14 protein-coding genes, 1 tRNA gene and 1 rRNA gene are annotated in these 20501 nt (G+C 71.1%); 12 read left to right on the forward strand and 4 right to left on the reverse strand.

All coding sequences use genetic code 11. The annotated features are described in order from the left end of the window. The 3 genes from rrf to ACFYZS_RS39745 all read left to right on the forward strand — a co-directional run. Positions 1-93, forward strand: a 5S ribosomal RNA gene (gene rrf / locus ACFYZS_RS39735); the annotation flags it as partial. Between the two features lie 5 nt (positions 94-98). Beyond that, positions 99-174, forward strand: a tRNA-Thr gene (locus tag ACFYZS_RS39740). A gap of 127 nt (positions 175-301) precedes the next feature. Next, entirely contained in the window at positions 302-904 is a 603-nt protein-coding gene (locus ACFYZS_RS39745) for an HdeD family acid-resistance protein (protein WP_389024255.1), read from the forward strand. Here ACFYZS_RS39745 and ACFYZS_RS39750 read toward each other — a convergent pair. Further along, on the reverse strand, positions 901-3486 hold the full coding sequence (locus ACFYZS_RS39750; RefSeq protein WP_389024257.1) for a SpoIIE family protein phosphatase: 2586 nt from the start codon (positions 3484-3486) through the stop codon (positions 901-903). The genes ACFYZS_RS39745 and ACFYZS_RS39750 overlap by 4 nt on opposite strands. Positions 3487-3654: 168 nt before the next feature. On the opposite strand from ACFYZS_RS39750, the gene ACFYZS_RS39755 reads away from it, so the two are divergent. The 9 genes from ACFYZS_RS39755 (at position 3655) to ACFYZS_RS39795 (ending at position 18033) form a co-directional block, all read left to right on the forward strand. Continuing rightward, positions 3655-9189: a HAMP domain-containing protein gene (locus ACFYZS_RS39755; RefSeq protein ID WP_389024260.1), complete on the forward strand. Its 5535-nt coding sequence runs from the start codon at positions 3655-3657 to the stop codon at positions 9187-9189. A gap of 277 nt (positions 9190-9466) precedes the next feature. Beyond that, positions 9467-10147: a response regulator gene (locus ACFYZS_RS39760; protein WP_327133812.1), complete on the forward strand. Its 681-nt coding sequence runs from the start codon at positions 9467-9469 to the stop codon at positions 10145-10147. 144 nt (positions 10148-10291) lie between these two features. After that, positions 10292-13081 carry a DNA translocase FtsK gene (locus tag ACFYZS_RS39765; protein WP_389024263.1) on the forward strand — a complete coding sequence of 930 codons (2790 nt, stop codon included), beginning with the start codon at positions 10292-10294 and terminating at the stop codon, positions 13079-13081. Between the two features lie 217 nt (positions 13082-13298). Then, positions 13299-14195, forward strand: coding sequence for a helix-turn-helix domain-containing protein (locus tag ACFYZS_RS39770; RefSeq protein ID WP_389024266.1), 897 nt, complete (start codon positions 13299-13301; stop codon positions 14193-14195). A gap of 115 nt (positions 14196-14310) precedes the next feature. Then, positions 14311-15810, forward strand: a complete 1500-nt coding sequence (rimO, locus tag ACFYZS_RS39775) for a 30S ribosomal protein S12 methylthiotransferase RimO (RefSeq protein WP_389024269.1) — start codon at positions 14311-14313, stop codon at positions 15808-15810. Next, positions 15807-16463 (forward strand): CDP-diacylglycerol--glycerol-3-phosphate 3-phosphatidyltransferase, encoded by a 657-nt coding sequence (pgsA, locus tag ACFYZS_RS39780; protein ID WP_053692401.1) that lies wholly within the window; start codon positions 15807-15809, stop codon positions 16461-16463. Before rimO ends, pgsA begins: the two co-directional genes overlap by 4 nt. Before the next feature lie 83 nt (positions 16464-16546). Next, positions 16547-17050 carry a CinA family protein gene (locus ACFYZS_RS39785; RefSeq protein ID WP_389024274.1) on the forward strand — a complete coding sequence of 168 codons (504 nt, stop codon included), beginning with the start codon at positions 16547-16549 and terminating at the stop codon, positions 17048-17050. Between the two features lie 109 nt (positions 17051-17159). Beyond that, positions 17160-17540, forward strand: a complete 381-nt coding sequence (locus ACFYZS_RS39790; RefSeq protein ID WP_048477521.1) for a helix-turn-helix domain-containing protein — start codon at positions 17160-17162, stop codon at positions 17538-17540. 232 nt (positions 17541-17772) lie between these two features. After that, complete coding sequence (locus ACFYZS_RS39795) at positions 17773-18033, forward strand: hypothetical protein (protein WP_389024294.1); 261 nt, start codon at positions 17773-17775, stop codon at positions 18031-18033. On the opposite strand, the gene ACFYZS_RS39800 is transcribed toward ACFYZS_RS39795, so the two are convergent. From ACFYZS_RS39800 to ACFYZS_RS39810, 3 genes are all read right to left on the reverse strand, one after another. Further along, a complete protein-coding gene (locus tag ACFYZS_RS39800) occupies positions 17981-18751 on the reverse strand; it encodes an SDR family NAD(P)-dependent oxidoreductase (protein ID WP_389024277.1) in 771 nt (256 codons plus the stop codon). The two genes, ACFYZS_RS39795 and ACFYZS_RS39800, sit on opposite strands and share 53 nt — an antisense overlap. Positions 18752-18783: 32 nt before the next feature. After that, positions 18784-19596 (reverse strand): Fpg/Nei family DNA glycosylase, encoded by an 813-nt coding sequence (locus tag ACFYZS_RS39805; RefSeq protein ID WP_389024280.1) that lies wholly within the window; start codon positions 19594-19596, stop codon positions 18784-18786. A gap of 103 nt (positions 19597-19699) precedes the next feature. Then, the gene (locus ACFYZS_RS39810) at positions 19700-20389 is read right to left on the reverse strand and encodes a hypothetical protein (protein WP_389024283.1); all 690 of its coding nucleotides are present in this window, start codon (positions 20387-20389) and stop codon (positions 19700-19702) included. Between the last annotated feature and the right edge of the window lie 112 nt (positions 20390-20501).

Consider the following 20501-nt stretch of genomic DNA (forward strand, 5'->3'; position numbering starts at 1 on the left):
ACGCCCGGTTACATTCCGAACCCGGAAGCTAAGCCTTTCAGCGCCGATGGTACTGCAGGGGGGACCCTGTGGGAGAGTAGGACGCCGCCGAACAACCCGCCCTTTTAGCTCAGTCGGTAGAGCGTCTCCATGGTAAGGAGAAGGTCAACGGTTCGATTCCGTTAAAGGGCTCCAAAGAAAAGGCCCCCGCCTCATGGCGGGGGCCTTTTTGCATTTCCGGCAGCCGGCGACTCCGCCCGACGGGCGGGCCGCACCACAACTCTCTAACATGGGCCGGAAGGGGTGAACCCTGGGAGGCGTGATGACCGTTCCCTTCGACGCGGCGCCGCAGCACAAGCAGAGCGACCCCGAGGACGTGCTCAAGCAGGTCGGAGGCACCTGGCACTGGGCACTCGGCTTCGCCCTCGCGACCTTGATCCCCGGCATTCTGATCCTCGTATGGCCCGATGAGACGCTGCACATCCTGGCCGTCATCATCGGCCTGCAGCTGCTCGTGGCGGGTGTCTTCCGTTTCGTCACCGCCTTCTCGCACAGCAACGACGGCGGCAGCAGACTGGCGGCCGTCCTCGTCGCCATGCTGGCGCTTCTCGCCGGCGTCCTCGTCCTGAGACATCCGATGCAGACCATCGGCGCGCTGTCCCTGGTCCTCGGGGTGTTCTGGCTGCTGACCGGAGTGCTCACGGCCTACACCGCGATCGCCGACCGAGGGCTCGTGCACCGCGGCATGTTGTTCGGCCTGGGCGCCCTCGGCACGGTCGCCGGGATCGTCGTGCTCTGCTTCCCGGTGGATTCCGCGGTCGCGCTGACCCGGCTGCTGGGAATCTGGCTGGTCCTGCTGGGCGTGTTCGAAGTGGTGATGGCGTTCGCACTGCGCTCCGCCACCCGCCACACCGGGTCCGGCTAGTCGCCCGTGCGCTGCTCGGGGACGCGGAAGGCCAGGATGGCCATGTCGTCCGAGGCGGGTTCGGCCGCGAAGCGCTCCACCGCACGCAGGACGCGGGCGGCGACCGCGCCGGCGGTCAGGCCCGTACACGTGGTGAGGACCTCCGCGAGGCCGTCGTCACCCAGCATGCGCGTGCCCTCGCGGCGTTCCGTCACGCCGTCCGTGACGCAGAGCAGCACGTCGCCCGGGTCCAGCGTGAGGGTCTGTTCGTAGAGGTCCAGATCGTCGATCACGCCCAGCAGGGGCTGCGGATCCGCGGCCGAGGTGACCTGGCCGTCCGGGCGCAGACGCAGCGGCAGCGGGTGGCCGGCGCAGACCACCTTCATCAGGGCGCCGCCGTCAGGCTGCGGGTGGAGCTCCCCGTACAGGAGGGTCAGGAAGCGGCTGCGAGCCCCCTCGTCGAGGATCGCCGCGTTCAGCCGCTCCAGCACCGCCGGTCCGCCGAGTCCCTCGCGGGCCAGCAGGCGCAGGGCGTGCCGGGCGAGGCCGGTGACGGCGGCCGCCTCCGGGCCCGTACCGCAGACGTCGCCGATGGCGAAGCCGTACGCGCCGTCGCGGATCGGGAAGACGTCGTAGAAGTCGCCGCCCACCTCGTTGCCCTCGCCGGCCGCGCGGTAGATGACCTCGACCTCCATGCCGGGGATCGCGGGAGAGCCGGGCGGGAGCAGGCTGCGCTGCAGGGAGCGGCTGATCGCGGTGCGCTCGGAGTAGAGGCGGGCGTTGTCCAGGGCGAGGGCGGCCCGGCGGGAGAGGTCCTCGGCGAGTTCCAGGATCTCCTGGCGGAAGTGCTCCTCCGACGGCTTGCCGAGGGTGAGCATGCCGATCACGCGGTTGCGGGCCAGCAGCGGGAGGACGACGGTCTCCCCGCCGACGGCCTGGGTCGTGGCGGGCCACGGCCGGGCGCCGGCCTCGCGGACCGGCTCGGGCGGGCTGACGCGGGAGAGCAGGGCCTTGAGGCCGTCGATGCGCTCCTCGTCCTCGTGCAGGACGTACGAGAGGTACGGATCCGAGGACTGGTCGGCGATCGTGTACACGGCGCACCAGGTGGCCAGGGTCGGGACGGTCATCTGGGCCATGAGGGCCAGGGTCTGGTCCCGGTCGAGGGTGCCGGCCAGCAGGTCGGAGGCCTCGACGAGGAAGGACAGTGAGCCGCGGCGCAGCCGTTCCAGTTCGCCGAGGCGGGCGGACTCGACGGCGAGGGCGATGCGGTCGGCGGCGAACTGGAGGCGCAGCGCCTCGGCGTTGGAGTAGCGGCCGGGGTTCTCCGCGGCGACGCCGAGCGAGCCGGTGAGCCGGCCCTCGACCTTGAGCGGGACGGTGATCACCGAGCGCATGCCGGTGGCCTCCAGGAGCGGGACGGCTCCGGGGACGGCGGCGAGGTCGTCGTGGACGGCGGGCATGCGGGCGGAGCCGTACCGGTTGGTGCCGGCCTCGACGGGGACGCGGGCGAAGCGCTGGCGGGTGGAGGGGAGCCCGGTCGTGGCGCGGACCTCGAGCTCCGTTTCGTCGTCGGTGGCCAGCAGCAGGAAGGCGGAGTCGGCGTCGAGCATGTCGCGGGCGCGTTCGACGGTGCGCTGGAGGAGTCCGTCGAGGTCGTCGGGGGCGGGGGAGCCGATGAAGACCTCGAAGGGGTCCGCGGGGCGGGGCTCGGTGAGCTGGAGGCTGTCGGCGGAGGCCACCCGTACGGGGGTCTGGAGCAGGGCCCGCTCGTCGTCGTGGACCAGGAGGCAGACGATCGAGGGCTCGCCGTGGGCATCGCGGACCCGCAGGTGGGAGGCGTACACGGGGATCACGCGGCCGTCGGCGCCGCGGATGCCGTAGCTGCCCTCCCAGCGGGACAGGCGCAGGGCCTCGGCGATGCCGGTGCCGGTGCCGGGGGTCTGGGGCCAGGCGGCGAGCTCGGCGAGGGGGCGGCCGAGGACCTTTTCGGCGGCGTAGCCGAAGACGTGCTCGGCGTCCTCGTTCCAGGCGGAGATCGCGTCGGCGGCGTCGACCTGGAGGACGGCGACGCGTACGCGGCTGTCGGCCAGGGGCAGGAGACGGTCCGGTACGACGGGGCCCGCGGATCGGGTACCGACCGGCCGGTCCGGGAGGTCGAGGCGGAACCACACGTGTTTGTGGGTGGCCGTGTACTCGACTCCCCAGCGGGTGGCGAGGGCGGCGCAGAGCATCAGTCCGCGGCCGCTCTCCCGGTCGGGGTCGGCGTAGGGGCGCTCGCCCGGATGTTGGAGAGGAAGCTCACGTTCCGGATATCGGTCGGCGATCTCGACCCGTACCCCGTCCCCGGAGCGCAGGCACAGGACCTCGGCCCTCGTGCCGGCGTGGACCACGGCGTTGGTGACGAGCTCGCTGGTGAGCACCACGGCGTCGTCGACGATGTCCGCGAAGCCCCAGCCCTGCAGGGTGTCGCGGACGAACGCCCGGGCCGCGGCGACCGAGCGCCCGAGGGGGTCGAAGCTGGCAGCCGCCCGAGCCGTGATCACGAATCTCCTTCGACGCGGTTGGACATCGGGTGCCAGGTTACTTACCTTCGCGGTCGGCATGGTGCCGTCGTCCGGGATTCCACCCGCAGGGTGCGGCCGGTGTGCGATGGTGCCGAAGTGTTATGGCCGGGTTCGGCCGGGGTGAAACACTGGGCAGGATCGAATAGCCGGGCGTGCGACTCGCCGGGTGTCGGTGGAACAGCGGTCGACCCTTTCGGGAGGGACACGGTGGAGTCTGGCGCAGCGGTGCGGCGAACGGGAGCGCGCCCGAAGGGCGGGAGGTCCCGCCGGGGCGGCACGACGGAAGTCGATACCGCGGCCCTGAACCGGCTGCTCACGGCCCTGGTGTCGATGCGGGACGGGAACTTCCGCAAGCGGCTGACGGTCTCCGGCGACGGTGTGATGGCGGAGATCGCCGCCGTCTACAACGAGGTCGCCGACCGGAACCTCCATCTGACGGGAGAGCTCTCCCGGGTGCGGCGGATGGTGGGCCGCGAGGGCAAGCTGAGCGAACGGCTGGAAACAGGCGCCTGCGAGGGCTCCTGGGCGGCCGCGATCGATGCCTCCAACCAGCTGGTGGACGATCTGGCCCGGCCGGTGTCCGAGGTGGGCCGGGTGCTGTCGGCGGTCGCCGAGGGTGATCTGGACCAGCGGATGGACCTGCGGACGCAGGCCGCGGACGGGGCGGGGCATCCGCTGCGCGGTGAGTTCCTGAAGGTCGGGCGTACGGTCAACAACCTGGTCGACCAGCTGTCCGCGTTCACCGACGAGGTGACGCGGGTCGCGCTGGAGGTGGGTACCGAGGGCAAGCTCGGCGGTCAGGCCCAAGTGCGCGGAATGTCGGGTTCTTGGAAGGACCTGACCGACTCCGTCAACACCATGGCGTACCGGCTCACCGCGCAGGTGCGTGACATCGCTCTCGTCACGACGGCGGTCGCGAAGGGCGATCTGTCGCGCAAGGTCACGGTGCACGTGGCCGGCGAGATGCTGCAGTTGAAGAACACCGTGAACACCATGGTGGACCAGCTGTCCTCGTTCTCCTCCGAGGTGACGCGGGTCGCGCGCGAGGTGGGTACGGAGGGTGAGCTCGGCGGCCAGGCGAAGGTGCCCGGGGTCGCGGGCGTGTGGAAGGACCTGACCGACTCCGTCAACACCATGGCGGGCAATCTGACGGCCCAGGTGCGCGGGATCGCGCAGGTCACGACCGCTGTGGCCAACGGTGATCTGTCGCAAAAGGTACGGGTCAGCGCGCGCGGCGAGGTCGCGCAGCTGGCCGAAACGATCAACCAGATGACGGAGACGCTGCGCACCTTCGCGGACGAGGTCACCCGCGTGGCCAGCGAGGTCGGCGCGAAGGGCCTGCTGGGCGGTCAGGCGCAGGTGCCGGGTGCGGCGGGTACGTGGAAGGACCTCACCGATTCGGTGAACACGGTCTTCCGCAACCTGACCACGCAGGTGCGGGACATCGCGCAGGTGACGACGGCGGTGGCCAACGGCGACCTGTCGCAGAAGGTCACCGTGGACGTGGCCGGCGAGATGCTGGAGCTGAAGAACACCGTCAACACGATGGTGGACCAGCTCCAGTCCTTCGGTGCGGAAGTGACGCGAGTGGCCCGTGAGGTCGGCGTCGAGGGTGAGCTGGGCGGTCAGGCGCAGGTGCCGGGTGCGGCGGGTACGTGGAAGGACCTCACCGATTCGGTGAACACCGCCTTCCGCAACCTCACCGGCCAGGTGCGCAACATCGCGCAGGTGACGACGGCGGTGGCCAACGGCGACCTGTCGCAGAAGGTCACCGTGGACGTCTCGGGCGAGATGCTCCAGCTGAAGAACACCGTGAACACGATGGTGGACCAGCTGTCCTCGTTCGCCGACCAGGTCACGCGGATGGCCCGGGACGTGGGCACGGAGGGCCGCCTCGGCGGCCAGGCACGGGTGGAGGGGGTGTCCGGCACGTGGAAGGAGCTCACCGACTCCGTCAACTTCATGGCCGGCAACCTGACCTCCCAGGTGCGCCAGATCGCCCAGGTGACCACGGCGGTGGCCCGCGGCGACCTCTCCCAGAAGATCGACGTGGACGCGCGCGGCGAGATCCTGGAGCTGAAGAACACCATCAACACGATGGTCGACCAGCTCTCGGCCTTCGCCGAGCAGGTGACGCGGGTGGCGCGGGACGTGGGTACGGAGGGCCGGCTCGGCGGTCAGGCGCAGGTGCCCGGGGTGGCCGGCGTATGGCGCGACCTCACGGACTCCGTGAACGGCATGGCCGGGAACCTGACCTCGCAGGTGCGCAACATCGCGCAGGTGGCGACGGCGGTGGCCCGCGGCGACCTGTCGCAGAAGATCGACGTGGACGCGCGCGGCGAGATTCTTGAGCTGAAGAACACCCTCAACACGATGGTGGACCAGCTGTCGAACTTCGCGGAGCAGGTGACCCGCGTCGCCCGCGAGGTGGGCACCGAGGGCATCCTGGGCGGCCAGGCGGAGGTGAAGGGCGTCTCCGGCACCTGGAAGGACCTCACGCAGTCCGTCAACTTCATGGCGAACAACCTGACCTCGCAGGTGCGCAACATCGCCGAGGTGACGACGGCCGTCGCGATGGGCGATCTCTCCAAGAAGATCACGGTCGACGCGAAGGGCGAGATCCTCGAGCTCGTCACCACCGTCAACACGATGGTGGACCAGCTGTCCTCGTTCGCGGAGCAGGTGACGCGGGTCGCCCGCGAGGTGGGTACCGAGGGCATCCTGGGCGGTCAGGCACGGGTGCGCGGGGTGACCGGCATCTGGAAGGACCTGAGCGACAACGTCAACCTGATGGCCAACAACCTGACCTCGCAGGTGCGCAACATCTCGCAGGTCTCGGCGGCGGTGGCCAACGGTGATCTGACCAAGACGGTCACGGTCGAGGCGCGCGGCGAGGTCGCGCAGCTCGCCGACACCGTCAACACGATGGTGAAGACGCTGTCCTCGTTCGCCGACGAGGTCACGCGCGTGGCCCGCGAGGTGGGCACGGAGGGCCGCCTGGGCGGTCAGGCGCACGTGCCGGGTGTGTCGGGTACGTGGAAGGACCTCACCGATTCGGTGAACTTCATGGCCTCGAACCTCACCGGCCAGGTGCGGCAGATCGCCATGGTCACGACCGCCATCGCCAAGGGCGACATGACCAAGAAGATCGACATCGACGCCCGGGGCGAGATCCTGGAGCTGAAGACGACGATCAACACGATGGTCGACCAGCTGTCTTCGTTCGCCGACCAGGTCACGCGGGTGGCGCGCGAGGTGGGCACCGAGGGGATCCTGGGCGGTCAGGCGCGGGTCCGGGACGTGGACGGCACCTGGCGCGACCTCACGGAGTCCGTGAACGAGATGGCCGGGAACCTGACCCGGCAGGTGCGCGCGATCGCGGCCGTGGCCACCGCGGTGACCCGCGGCGACCTCAACCTGAAGATCGACGTGGACGCGGCGGGCGAGATCCAGGTCCTGCAGGACAACATCAACACGATGATCGCGAACCTGCGCGACACCACGTTGGCCAACAAGGAGCAGGACTGGCTGAAGGGCAACCTCGCCCGGATCTCCGCCCTGATGCAGGGCCGCCGCGAACTGGACGACGTGGCCTCGCTGATCATGAGCGAGCTGACCCCGGTGGTCTCGGCGCAGCACGGGGCGTTCTTCCTGGCGCTGCCCTCGGGCGGCACCACCGAGATCGGGACCGAGGGCGGTCCCGACGGTTCGTACGAGCTGCGGATGCGCGGGAGTTACGCGTACGCGGGCGGGGCGGTGCCCACCTCCTTCCGGCCGGGAGAGGGGCTGATCGGGACGGTCGCCGAGGAGAAGCGGACGATCCTCGTCGAGAACACCCCGCCCGGCTACCTGAAGATCTCCTCGGGGCTCGGGGAGGCGCCGCCGGCGCACGTCATCGTGTTGCCGGTGCTGTTCGAGGGGAAGGTGCTCGGCGTCATCGAGCTGGCCTCCTTCCAGCCCTTCACGCAGATCCAGAAGGACTTCCTCAGCCAGATCGCCGAGATGATCGGCACGAGCGTCAACACGATCAGCGTCAACTCCAAGACGGAGATGCTGCTCAAGCAGTCGCAGGAGATGACCGAGCAGCTGCGAGAGCGCTCCGACGAGCTGGAGAACCGGCAGAAGGCGCTGCAGGCGGCCAACGCCGAGCTGGAGGAGAAGGCGGAGCTGCTGGCCCAGCAGAACCGGGACATCGAGGTGAAGAACACCGAGATCGAGGAGGCCCGGCAGGTCCTGGAGGAGCGCGCCGAGCAGCTCGCGGTCTCGATGCGCTACAAGTCCGAGTTCCTGGCGAACATGTCGCACGAGCTGCGCACGCCGCTCAACTCGCTGCTGATCCTGGCCAAGCTGCTCGCCGACAACGCGGACGAGAACCTGTCGCCGAAGCAGGTGGAGTTCGCGGAGACCATCCACGGGGCGGGGTCCGACCTGCTCCAGCTGATCAACGACATCCTCGACCTGTCGAAGGTCGAGGCCGGGAAGATGGACGTCTCGCCGACGCGGATCGCGCTCGTACAGCTCGTGGACTACGTGGAGGCGACCTTCCGGCCGCTGACCGCGGAGAAGGGCCTGGACTTCTCGGTACGGGTCTCCCCGGAGCTGCCCGCGACCCTGCACACGGACGAGCAGCGGCTGCTGCAGGTGCTGCGCAACCTGCTGTCGAACGCGGTGAAGTTCACCGACAGCGGGGCGGTGGAGCTGGTGATCCGGCCCGCCGGCGCGGACGTGCCGACGGCGATCCGCGAGCAGCTGCTGGAGGCCGGTTCGCTGCGGGAGGCGGACGCGGACCTGATCGCCTTCTCGGTGACGGACACCGGGATCGGGATCGCGGCGAGCAAGATGCTGGTGATCTTCGAGGCGTTCAAGCAGGCGGACGGGACGACCAGCCGCAAGTACGGCGGCACGGGGCTCGGGCTGTCCATCAGCCGGGAGATCGCCCGGCTGCTGGGCGGGGAGATCCACGCGGCGAGCGAGCCCGGCCGCGGCTCCACGTTCACGCTGTACCTGCCGCTGCACCCCAGCGAGCTGCCGCCCCAGGGGTACGCGCCGCCCACGCCCGGCGGCGGGCGCGGCGAGGTGTACCGCAGGCAGGTGGACGGGGCGCGGCCCGCGCTGCCGGCGACCCCGGCGGCGCCGGTCCCCGCGGCGCAGCCGCAGCACGCGCAGCAGGTACGGCCCGCGCTGCCGGCCGCCGAGCCGGCCGGTCAGGGGCAGGGCGGAGCCGCGCTGTTCCGGCGGCGGCGCAAGGCGCTGAGCGACCTGGAGCCGCGTACGGCGGTGCCGGGACAGCCGAACGCGCAGGGGACCGAGGACGGTTGGGTGAACCCGGAGGAGGAACTTCCGGTGCTGCCCAGGTCGTACGACTTCCACGGCGAGAAGGTGCTCATCGTGGACGACGACGTGCGCAACGTGTTCGCGCTGACCAGTGTGCTGGAGCAGCACGGACTGGCGGTGCTGTACGCGGAGAACGGCCGGGAGGGCATCGAAGTCCTGGAGCAGCACGACGATGTGACGGTCGTACTGATGGACATCATGATGCCCGAGATGGACGGGTACGCGACGACCTCGGCGATCCGGCGGATGCCGCAGTTCGCCGGGCTGCCGATCATCGCGCTGACGGCGAAGGCGATGAAGGGGGACCGGGAGAAGGCGATCGACTCCGGTGCTTCCGACTATGTCACCAAGCCGGTCGACCCGGACTACCTGCTGTCGGTGATGGAGCAGTGGATGCGAGGCAAGTGATCAACAGGCGAGCACTCTGATACCAATTGCTGACTGACTGTGGCGAAAACGGTGTGAAAGGGCGGGAGGCGGGGAACCTTCTGCTCTCCCGCACCGTTTCTGCTTCGTGCACAGTGACATCCTGGTGACAGGGTGTGGCGATCTCGGGACTGGGGCTACGATGACCGGCACAAGGACGGACGGCGCAAGGATGCCGTCCTCTTCTGGGGCGGGGCCCGGCGTACCGGCCGGTGCCAGGAGCCGGGGAGGCCCCATGCCGGGGCGAGGAGGACAGGGCATGGTGCAGAAGGCCAAGATCCTCCTGGTCGACGACCGGCCGGAGAATCTGCTGGCGCTGGAGGCCATCCTCTCCGCGCTCGATCAGACACTGGTCCGGGCGTCGTCGGGGGAGGAAGCGCTCAAGGCGCTGCTGACGGACGATTTCGCGGTCATCCTGCTGGATGTGCAGATGCCCGGGATGGACGGATTCGAGACCGCCGCGCACATCAAGCGGCGCGAGCGGACCCGGGACATCCCGATCATCTTCCTCACCGCGATCAACCACGGTCCGCACCACACGTTCCGCGGCTACGCCGCCGGCGCGGTGGACTACATCTCCAAGCCCTTCGACCCGTGGGTGCTGCGGGCCAAGGTCTCGGTGTTCGTGGAGCTGTACACGAAGAACTGCCAGCTGCGGGAGCAGGCGGCGCTGCTGCGGCTCCAGCTGGAGGGCGGCGGCTCCAACGGCGACGGCAGCAAGGAGACCGCCGGCCTGCTGGCGGAGCTCTCCGCGCGGCTCGCGGCGGTCGAGGAGCAGGCGGAGGCGCTGACCAAGCAGCTCGGCGAGGAATCGGCCGACGCGGCGGTCGTGGCGACCGCGGCCCACCTGGAGCGCAAGCTCACCGGCCTGCGGCGGGCGCTGGACGCGCTGGAGCCCGGGACCGGCGGGGGAACGCCGGTGCTGCCCGCCCAGAACTGAGCCCGTCCGGGCGCTGACCGCCGGACCGTTCGGACGGGTGCCGTGTCTGGCGGTGCGTCAAAGCACCGACACGGCGCGCGACACGAACGGGTGAAGGGGTGGGCACGCGTGTCCACCGGCGCGCGCACCGGTAACCTCGGCCCCATGGCCTCACGTACGTCCGGCAAGGGTTCCCAGAGCACGGCGGGCACCGCGAAGGGCCGCACCGGCCGTACGGCGGCGCCGGCGAAGAAGGCGGCCCCCGCGCGCGGGTCCGCCGCGAAGAAGGCCGCGGCGCCCCGGCGGGCCCCCGCCAAGAAGGCGCCGCCCAAGCCCGCGCCGTCCCCCACCGGGGGCGTGGTGCGGCTGGTGCGCGCCGTGTGGCTGGGCTGCGCGCACGCGGTCGGCGCGGTCTTCCGCGGAGTCGGCCAGGGGGCCAAGAACCTCGACCCCGCCCACCGCAAGGACGGCGTCGCGCTGCTGCTGCTCGCCCTCGCGCTGATCGTCGCCGCCGGTACCTGGTCGAACCTGAGCGGTCCCGTCGGGGATCTGGTCACCATGCTGGTCACCGGCGCCTTCGGACGACTGGATCTGCTCGTGCCGATCCTGCTCGGCGTCATGGCGGTACGTTTCATCCGCCATCCCGAACAGCCCGACGCCAACGGCCGGATCGGCGTCGGCCTCTCCGCGCTCGTCATCGGGGTCCTCGGCCTCGTGCACATCGCCTGCGGGGCGCCCGGCCGCGACGAGGGCACCACCGCCATGCAGAACGCGGGCGGACTGATCGGCTGGGCCGCCTCGAAGCCGCTGATCTTCACCATGGGCGCGCCGCTGGCCGTGCCGATGCTGGTGCTGCTCACGATCTTCGGGCTGCTCGTGGTCACGGCGACCCCGGTGAACGCGATCCCGCAGCGGCTGCGGCGGCTCGGGATCCGGCTGGGGATCATCGCCCCGAACGAGTACGACGAGGGGTACGGGGAGGACGGCGCCTCCGCGGACCGGCACGACCCCGAGCAGTGGCGGGCCCGGTCGGGCGCCGCCGGCTCCGCTGCCGCCGCGGATCCGGCCCGTCCCGCCGACGCCGCCGAGGAGCAGGCGCTCGCCCGGCGGCGGCGCCCGCGCCGGACCCCGGCCCGGCCGGCCGCCGAGCGGGAGATGGACGCCGTCGACGTGGCCGCGGCGGCCGCCGCCGCGCTGGACGGGGTGGTCTACGGCGGGATGCCGCCCTCCCCGCTGGTGGCCGACCTGACGCACGGCATCTCGGGGGAGCGCGAGGGCGCCGAGATCACCGCTCCGGTACCGCCCGCGCGGGCGGAGCGGCCCAAGGCCGCCGAACCGGCGCCCGGCCCGGACCCGGCCGAGCCGCCCCACGACACCACCGCCGCGGCGTCCGGGACCCTGTCCGTCCCGGACCTCACCAAAGCCCCGCCGGCGCCCCAGCCGCTGCCGCCCCGCGCCGAGCAGCTCCAGCTGCGCGGGGACATCACGTACGCCCTGCCCTCGCTCGACCTGCTGGAGAAGGGCGGGCCCGGCAAGACCCGCAGCGCCGCCAACGACGCGGTGGTCGCCTCGCTGCGCAACGTGTTCACCGAGTTCAAGGTCGACGCGGACGTCACCGGCTTCACCCGGGGGCCGACGGTCACCCGGTACGAGGTCACGCTGGGCGCCGCGGTCAAGGTCGAGCGGATCACCGCGCTGACCAAGAACATCGCGTACGCCGTGGCCTCGCCGGACGTCCGGATCATCAGCCCGATCCCGGGCAAGTCGGCCGTCGGCATCGAGATCCCGAACACCGACCGCGAGATGGTCAACCTGGGCGACGTGCTCCGGCTGGCGGACGCGGCCGAGGACGACCACCCGATGCTGGTGGCGCTCGGCAAGGACGTCGAGGGCGGCTACGTCATGGCCAACCTCGCCAAGATGCCGCACGTGCTCGTCGCCGGCGCCACCGGCTCCGGCAAGTCCTCCTGCATCAACTGCCTGATCACCTCGGTGATGGTGCGGGCCACCCCGGAGGACGTCCGGATGGTGCTCGTGGACCCCAAGCGCGTCGAGCTGACGGCGTACGAGGGCATCCCGCACCTGATCACGCCGATCATCACCAACCCCAAGCGGGCCGCCGAGGCGCTCCAGTGGGTCGTGCGCGAGATGGACCTGCGCTACGACGACCTGGCCGCCTTCGGCTACCGGCACATCGACGACTTCAACCAGGCCATCCGGGACGGCAAGATCAAACTGCCGCCGGGCAGCGAGCGGGAGCTCAGCCCGTACCCGTACCTGCTGGTGATCGTCGACGAGCTCGCCGACCTGATGATGGTGGCCCCGCGCGACGTCGAGGACTCGATCGTCCGCATCACCCAGCTGGCCCGCGCGGCCGGCATCCACCTGGTGCTCGCCACCCAGCGGCCCTCGGTGGACGTGGTCACCGGCCTGATCAAGGCGAACGTGCCCTCGCGGCTCGCCTTCGCCACCTCCTCGCTCGCCGACAGCCGGGTCATCCTCGACCAGCCGGGCGCCGAGAAGCTGATCGGCAAGGGCGACGGGCTGTTCCTGCCGATGGGCGCGAACAAGCCGGTCCGCCTCCAGGGCGCCTTCGTCACCGAGGACGAGATCGCCGGGATCGTGCAGCACTGCAAGGACCAGATGGCGCCCGTCTTCCGGGACGACGTCACGGTCGGGCAGAAGCAGAAGAAGGAGATCGACGAGGAGATCGGCGACGACCTGGACCTGCTGTGCCAGGCGGCCGAGCTGGTGGTCTCCACCCAGTTCGGGTCGACCTCGATGCTCCAGCGCAAGCTGCGGGTGGGCTTCGCCAAGGCCGGCCGGCTCATGGACCTGATGGAGTCGCGGGGGATCGTCGGCCCGAGCGAGGGTTCGAAGGCGCGCGACGTCCTGGTGAAGGCGGACGAGCTGGACGGGGTCCTCGCCGTCATCCGGGGAGAGACACAACCGTGATTCGCGGGCGGGCAACCGTTTCCCTTGGGGCCGCGTCAAGTTGAGGGAGGTGGCGGCGCCGTGCCCGGTGCGGGGCCGCCGCAGGACCCGGACTTCCCACACTGTTCGGTTTTCCATTCGGATGGCGTAGGAAGTCCACCCTCCGGTTGCTCCACCCTTTCGTCACCCCCCTAGACTGGACATCCAGCAGGTGGCTACACGCTCGAAAGGCGCCCTCGTGTCCATCGGCAACTCCAACTCCCCCGAAGATGAGCGTCCTTCGACCGACGACCGGTCCGAGGACCGCATCATCGAACGCAAGGCCGAAGGGCCGTCCATCGGGACGGTCCTGAAGAAGGCCCGGATCGCCGCCGGGCTCACTGTCGACGAGGTCAGTTCCACCACCCGTGTGCGCATCCCGATCGTGCACGCGATCGAAGCTGACGATTTCACGCGGTGCGGCGGCGACGTCTACGCCCGCGGCCACATCCGTACGCTCGCCCGCGCCGTCCACATCGATCCGGAACCCCTGGTCGACGCGTACGACGCGGCCCACGGCGGCCGGCCGGCCCCCACGCCCGCCGCGCCGATGTTCGACGCCGAGCGCATCCGACCCGAGCGGCAGCGGCCCAACTGGACCGCGGCCATGGTCGCCGCCATCGTCGCCGTGATCGGCTTCGTGGGCTTCACCGCCTTCAGCGGCGGCGACGCGAAGGAGAAGCGGCCGGTGGCGGACGCCTCCGCCGCCCCGCAGGCAGCGCCCAAGCAGTCGGCCGGGAAGCCGGCCGCCCAGCCCCAGCAGACCCCGAAGCCCGCCAAGCCGGAGCCTTCGGACAGTGCGATCGCCGCCGCGCCCAAGGACCTCGTCACGGTCGTCCTGACGGCCAACGACGGCGAGAGCTGGATCTCCGCGAAGGACCACAGCGGCCGGCTGCTGTTCGACGGGACGCTGACCCCCGGCGAGTCCAAGACCTTCACGGACAAGGAGTCCATCGACCTCGTCCTCGGCGACGCCGGGGTCGTGAAGCTCTTCGTGAACGGCAAGGAGATCAAGGACGACTTCCAGCCGGGTCAGGTGGAACGCCTCACATACACCAAGGACGACCCCCGCCAGGGACCGGCCCAGGCGGGCTGATACAGCGCTGAATCCGTGATTCCGGGTCCCCGGGGTGCTGCGCCGCACCCCGGGGATCTTGGTTTACCGGGACTTGGGGCGGGGGCCGGCGTTTGGACAAAGTAGTCTTGAGTCCATGCCCGAACGCCGTACCGTCGCCCTTGTCACTCTTGGCTGCGCCCGTAACGAGGTGGACTCGGAGGAGCTCGCAGGCCGCTTGGCGGCGGATGGCTGGGAGCTCGTCGAGGACGCCGCCGACGCGGACGTAGCCGTCGTCAACACCTGCGGCTTCGTCGAAGCCGCCAAAAAGGACTCCGTAGACGCCCTGCTGGAAGCCAACGATCTCAAGGATCACGGCAAGACCCAGGCCGTCGTCGCCGTCGGCTGCATGGCCGAGCGCTACGGCAAGGAGCTCGCCGAGGCCCTCCCCGAGGCCGACGGCGTGCTCGGCTTCGACGACTACGCCGACATCTCCGACCGCCTTCAGACCATCCTGAACGGCGGCATCCACGCCTCCCACACCCCGCGTGACCGGCGCAAGCTGCTGCCGATCAGCCCCGCGGCCCGCCAGGAGAGCGCGGTGGCGCTGCCCGGCCACGCCCAGTCGGCGCCCGTCGAGGAGCCGGCCGAGGCCCCCGCGGACCTCCCCGACGGAGTCGCTCCCGCCTCCGGGCCGCGCGCGCCCCTGCGCCGCCGCCTGGACAAGAGCCCCGTCGCCTCGGTCAAGCTCGCCTCCGGCTGCGACCGGCGCTGCTCGTTCTGCGCCATTCCGTCCTTCCGCGGCTCCTTCATCTCCCGCCGCCCCAGCGACGTGCTGGGCGAGACGCGCTGGCTCGCCGAGCAGGGCGTCAAGGAGATCATGCTGGTCTCCGAGAACAACACCTCGTACGGCAAGGACCTCGGCGACATCCGCCTGCTGGAGACCCTGCTGCCCGAGCTGGCCGAGGTGGACGGCATCGAGCGCGTCCGCGTCAGCTACCTACAGCCGGCCGAGATGCGGCCCGGCCTGATCGACGTACTGACCTCGACCCCCAAGGTCGTGCCGTACTTCGACCTGTCCTTCCAGCACTCGGCCCCCGACGTGCTGCGCGCCATGCGCCGCTTCGGCGACACCGACCGGTTCCTGGAGCTGCTGGACACCATCCGCAGCAAGGCGCCGCAGGCCGGCGTCCGGTCCAACTTCATCGTCGGCTTCCCCGGCGAGAGCGAGGCGGACTTCAAGGAGCTGGAGCGCTTCCTCACCCACGCCCGGCTCGACGCGATCGGCGTCTTCGGCTACTCCGACGAGGACGGCACCGAGGCCGTCACGTACGAGAACAAGCTGGACGAGGAGACGATCGCCGCGCGGCTCGCGCACATGCAGCGGCTCGCCGAGGAGCTCACCTCGCAGCGCGCGGAGGAGCGGATCGGGGAGACCCTGGAGGTACTCGTCGAGTCCGTGGAAGCGGTGGACGAGGACGGTGACGGTGCCTACGGGCGGGCCGCGCACCAGGCCCCCGAGACCGACGGACAGGTCGTCTTCACGGACAGCACGGGCCTGGTGCCCGGCCGTATCGTGACGGCGAAGGTGGTCGGCACGCTGGGCGTGGACCTGGTGGCCGAGCCCCTGCACCTCGACGAGGAGGCGGCCGGATGACCGGAGTCCCGGCATCTGCGGCGGGCGGGACCGGCCGCCGGCCCGCGCCCGGCGCGAAGCTGGGGGCCGCGGCGGTCAATCAGGCCAGCCTGTGGAACATCGCGAACATCCTGACGATGATCCGGCTCGTCCTGGTGCCGGGATTCGTCCTGCTCCTGCTCGCCGACGGCGGGTACGACCCGGTGTGGCGCGCGTGGGCCTGGGCCGCGTTCGCCGTCGCCATGATCACGGACATCTTCGACGGGCACCTGGCCCGTACGTACAACCTGGTCACGGACTTCGGGAAGATCGCCGACCCCATCGCCGACAAGGCGATCATGGGGTCGGCGTTGATCTGTCTCTCCTGGCTGGGAGACCTGCCCTGGTGGGTGACCGGGGTGATCCTCGGGCGGGAACTCGGGATCACGCTCATGCGTTTCTGGGTCATCCGCTACGGAGTGATTCCCGCCAGCCGGGGCGGCAAGCTCAAGACCCTGGCCCAGGGGACGGCGGTGGGCATGTACGTGCTCGCACTGACCGGCCCGCTGGCGAGCTTGCGCTTCTGGGTGATGGCGGTCGCCGTCGTGCTGACCGTGGTCACCGGTTTGGACTACATCCGTCAGGCCGTGGTGCTGCGTCGCCAGGGCCTGGAAGCGGAGCGGGCCGCGAGGTGACATACGCGGTGGGGGAATCTGCGGTGGCGGGCGGGGCGGCTTCGGGCGCCGCGGAACCGGCGCCGGAGTCCGGGACCACCGCAGTGCTCGCCGCGGAGGTGCTGCGCCTGCTTGCGGAGAGTGACCAGACCCTCGCGGTGGCCGAGTCGCTGACCGGCGGCATGGTGGCCGCGGAGCTGACCGGCATCGCCGGCGCCTCCCGGTCGTTCCGCGGTTCGGTCACGGCGTACGCCACCGAGCTGAAGCACCGGATCCTGGGGGTGGACGCCGGGCTGCTGGCCGCTGAAGGCGCGGTGAACGCGCAGGTCGCGGCCGAGATGGCGGCGGGCGTACGACGCGTGCTGGGTGCATCGTGGGGGATCGCGACCACCGGAGTGGCCGGCCCGGACCCGCAGGACGGGCAGCCGGTGGGCACCGTTTTCATCGCCGTGGCGGGTCCGGCGGGCAGGAAAACCGTCCCGCTGAGGTTGAACGGCTCCCGTGCGGAAATTCGTAGGGAGAGTGCACGGACAGTGCTCGAACTGCTCTCGAGCGAACTCCGCGAGAATGCGCGGGGGCAGGATACGGAACAGAACGGGGGGATTTGATGTTTGCAGCCCTGAGTGAACACGACATAGCTCCCCGCACGGCCGCGGCGCGAGGCGGTACGGTGGGGCGTGAAGGATGCGGCTACACGGTCAGAGGAGGGAGCCACCGATGATTCTGCTCCGTCGCCTGCTGGGTGACGTGCTGCGTCGGCAGCGCCAGCGCCAGGGCCGTACTCTGCGCGAAGTCTCCTCGTCCGCCCGAGTTTCTCTCGGCTATCTTTCCGAGGTGGAGCGGGGGCAGAAGGAGGCATCCTCCGAGCTGCTCTCCGCGATCTGCGACGCGTTGGACGTACGGATGTCCGAGCTGATGCGCGAAGTCAGCGACGAACTGTCGCTGGCCGAGCTGGCGCAGTCGGCCGCGGCCAGCGAACCGGTCACCGTGCCGGTCCGCCCGATGCTCAATTCGGTCTCCGTGGCTTCGGTCACGGGCGGGCCGGAGCGGGTGACCATCAAGGCGCCTGCGGAAGCGGTGAATGTCGTAGCCGCGTGAGCTCCATGCGCGAGCTGTGAAGAAATGAGCGTGGCCGGAGCCCCGGCCGGTGCATCACGCACCGGCCGGGGCTCCCGGCCGTTCTGGGTGCGCCGCCGGGGGGTGTACGGGAGGATGGGGAATCCGGACGCGTCCGGATCGCGGCCCTGATCCCGGGAGGCACGCCGTGCGGCGGTTACTGCGGACACCTCCGGTACTGGGCATACCCCCGGTGGTGGCCCTCGCTGTGGCGATGGGCGCGCTGTGGTGGTGGGCGGTGCTGCGGCTGGCGCTGGTGCCGGGTGAGTCGGGTCCGGTGGAGGGCGCGGTGGCCGTGGGCGGCTGGGGGCTGGGGCTGCTGCCGGTGCACTGCACGCCGGGGCCCGTACGCAGGGCCCGGCGGGCGGCCCGGCTGGAGGCGCAGCGCGCGGACGCCGAGCCGGTCGACACGGCGCGGGAGATCACCAGGGCATCGACACTCCGCCGTTCGGGCGGAGGATCTGGCCCGTCATGAAGGACGAGGCGTCCGAGGCGAGGTAGAGCACGGCCCGGGCGACGTCCTCGGGCTCCCCGACGCGGCGCAGGGGGGACATCCGGACCATCGCGGCCTCGGTCTGCGCCTGGACCTCGGGGCTGTGCCGGCCGGTCATGGGGGTGCGGATCCAACCGGGGGCGACGGCGTTGACGCGGATGCCGTGGGGGCCGGCCTCGGTGGCGAGGGTCTTGGTGAGCTGGACGACGGCGGCCTTGGCGGCGCTGTAGCAGAGCAGGCCGGGCTGGGCGGCGTCCACGGCGCCGGAGGCCATCGTGACGATCGAGCCGGGGCGACCGGCCGCGATCATGGCGCGGGCGGCCTCCTGGCAGGTGCGCAGGACCCCCTTGAAGTTGATGTCCAGGACCCGGTCGAGGTCCTCGTCGGCCGTGTCCAGGACGCTGCTGGTGTGCATGATCCCGGCGATGGCCGCGGTGATGTCGAGCGGTCCGGCGGCCGTGACGGCGGCGCGCAGGGCGGCCCGGTCGGTGACGTCGAGGGGGTGGACGGCGGCGGATCCGCCGGCCTTGGCGACGAGGTCCGCCGTCTCGGCGAGGCCCTGCTCGTCGCGGTCCGCGCAGTGCACGGCGGCGCCCGCCTCGGCGAGGAGGACGGCGGTGGCCCGGCCTATGCCGCTCGCGGCGCCGGTGATCAGGGCGGTCCGGCCGGTGAGGTCGTACGGGGCTCTGGGTGTGGGCATGCGGGGACGGTACGACCGGATCTGACGGACCGTCAACCAGGCGGGAGGGGTGGGGTCGGGCCGGACTGGCAGCGCGGGCACCAGTACGTCGGCCGGTCGTCCTGCGGGGCCTCGCGGACGGGGGTGCCGCAGCGCAGGCAGGGGCGGCGGGCTCGGCCGTACACGAAGAGCTCCTGGCCGGGGCGGCGGCTGCCGGTCGTGTTGCGGATCCCGCGGTCGCCGGTGTTGGCGCGCAGCAGGCGGTGGGCGGCGCCGGCCAGGCGGACGGCGGTGGTCCCGGGGTCGGGCAGCCCGCCGACCGGGGTCCAGGGGGTGACCTGGGCGAGGAAGCAGAGCTCGGACTTGTAGATGTTGCCGATGCCGGCCAGGTTGCGCTGGTCGAGCAGGGCCTCGCCGAGCGGGCGCCCGGGGGTGGCGAGGAGGTTGGCCGCGGCCTGCTCAGCGTCCCAGTCGGGGCCGAGGAGGTCGGGGCCCAGGTGGCCGACGGCCCGGTCCTCCTCGGAGGTGCGCAGCAGCTCGACGACGGGGAGGCGGTAGCCGACGGCCGTGTGTCCGGCGGTGGCGAGGACGGCCCGGATCTCGTACGCGGGGCCGCCGTGCCACTTCTCCCGCGCCCCGAAGAGGCGCCAGGAGCCGTCCATGCCCAGGTGGGTGTGGAGGGTGAGGCCACCTTCGAAGCGGGCGAGGAGGTGTTTGCCGCGCGGGGTGACGTCGAGGGTGGTGCGGCCGGTGAGGTCGGCGGTGGCGAAGCGGGGGACGCGCAGGTCGCTGCGGGTCAGCTCGTGGCCGGCCAGGGCGGCGTGCAGCCGGGCGGCGGCGCGCCAGACGCTGTCTCCTTCGGGCATGGCGCCATTGTCGCCCCGGCGGGCCGAGGCGGCCGGAGCCCCCGCCGCGCGGTGGCGCGGGCGGGGGCTCCGGTGGTCGGGAAGGGCGGGTGCGGGGTGGCCGCTACTTCCAGAAGAGGCCCTTGCCGTCGTTCAGGTTGTTGTACGGGTCGCCCCAGTACTCGGCGCCGACCACCTTCGTCTGGGCGGAGGGGGCCAGGGCGATGGCGCAGCTGGTCTGCGTCTGGCCGTTGGTGAAGCCCTTCGGCAGGGTCTCGTCCTTGCACTTCTCGAACTTGCCGATGACGGAGACGCCCTGGGCCTCGGAACCGTCCGGGAGGAGGCCCTTCATGTGGCCCACGGAAGCGTAGGAGAGGTCCACGGTGCCGATGTTCTTGACCGAGTAGCGGATGTAGTAGGGGATCATCCCCTTGACCTTGTCGCCCAGCTTGAGCGCGTCCAGGTCGGCCGGCTGGCCCTGCTCGACGGCGGTGACGGTGAGGGCGAGGGTGCCGCCCTTGGTGCTGCCGTAGCTGAACGGCACCTGCGCCGTCTCGCCGATCTTGAAGGTCTGGCCGGGCTTGGCCTGGCCCGCCGCGCCCGCGGGGGCCTGGCCGCCGCCGGTGGAGGGGCTGGCCGGGGTGCTGGGCTGGGCGGAGTCCTGGCCGCCCTGGCTCGGCTGGGCGGCCGGGGCGCTCGACTGCGCGGGCGCGGCCTCTTCGTTGCCGTTCTTACAGCCGGTGAGGGTCAGGGTTCCGGCAACCGCCAGACCTATGACGCCCGTTGCCGCTCGTCGCATGGTGTTGGTGCTCACTTTTCTGGTCCCCCATGAGTGTGATCTTTTGACGTGGCATCGTCACGCTTGATGCCTGCGGTGATCTTGATAGTCCAGAAAAGGGCGGGGTTGCCAGCCGAGACGGGCTTCG

It is taken from the genome of Streptomyces sp. NPDC001903 (assembly GCF_042891345.1).
Classification (GTDB): Bacteria; Actinomycetota; Actinomycetes; order Streptomycetales; family Streptomycetaceae; genus Streptomyces.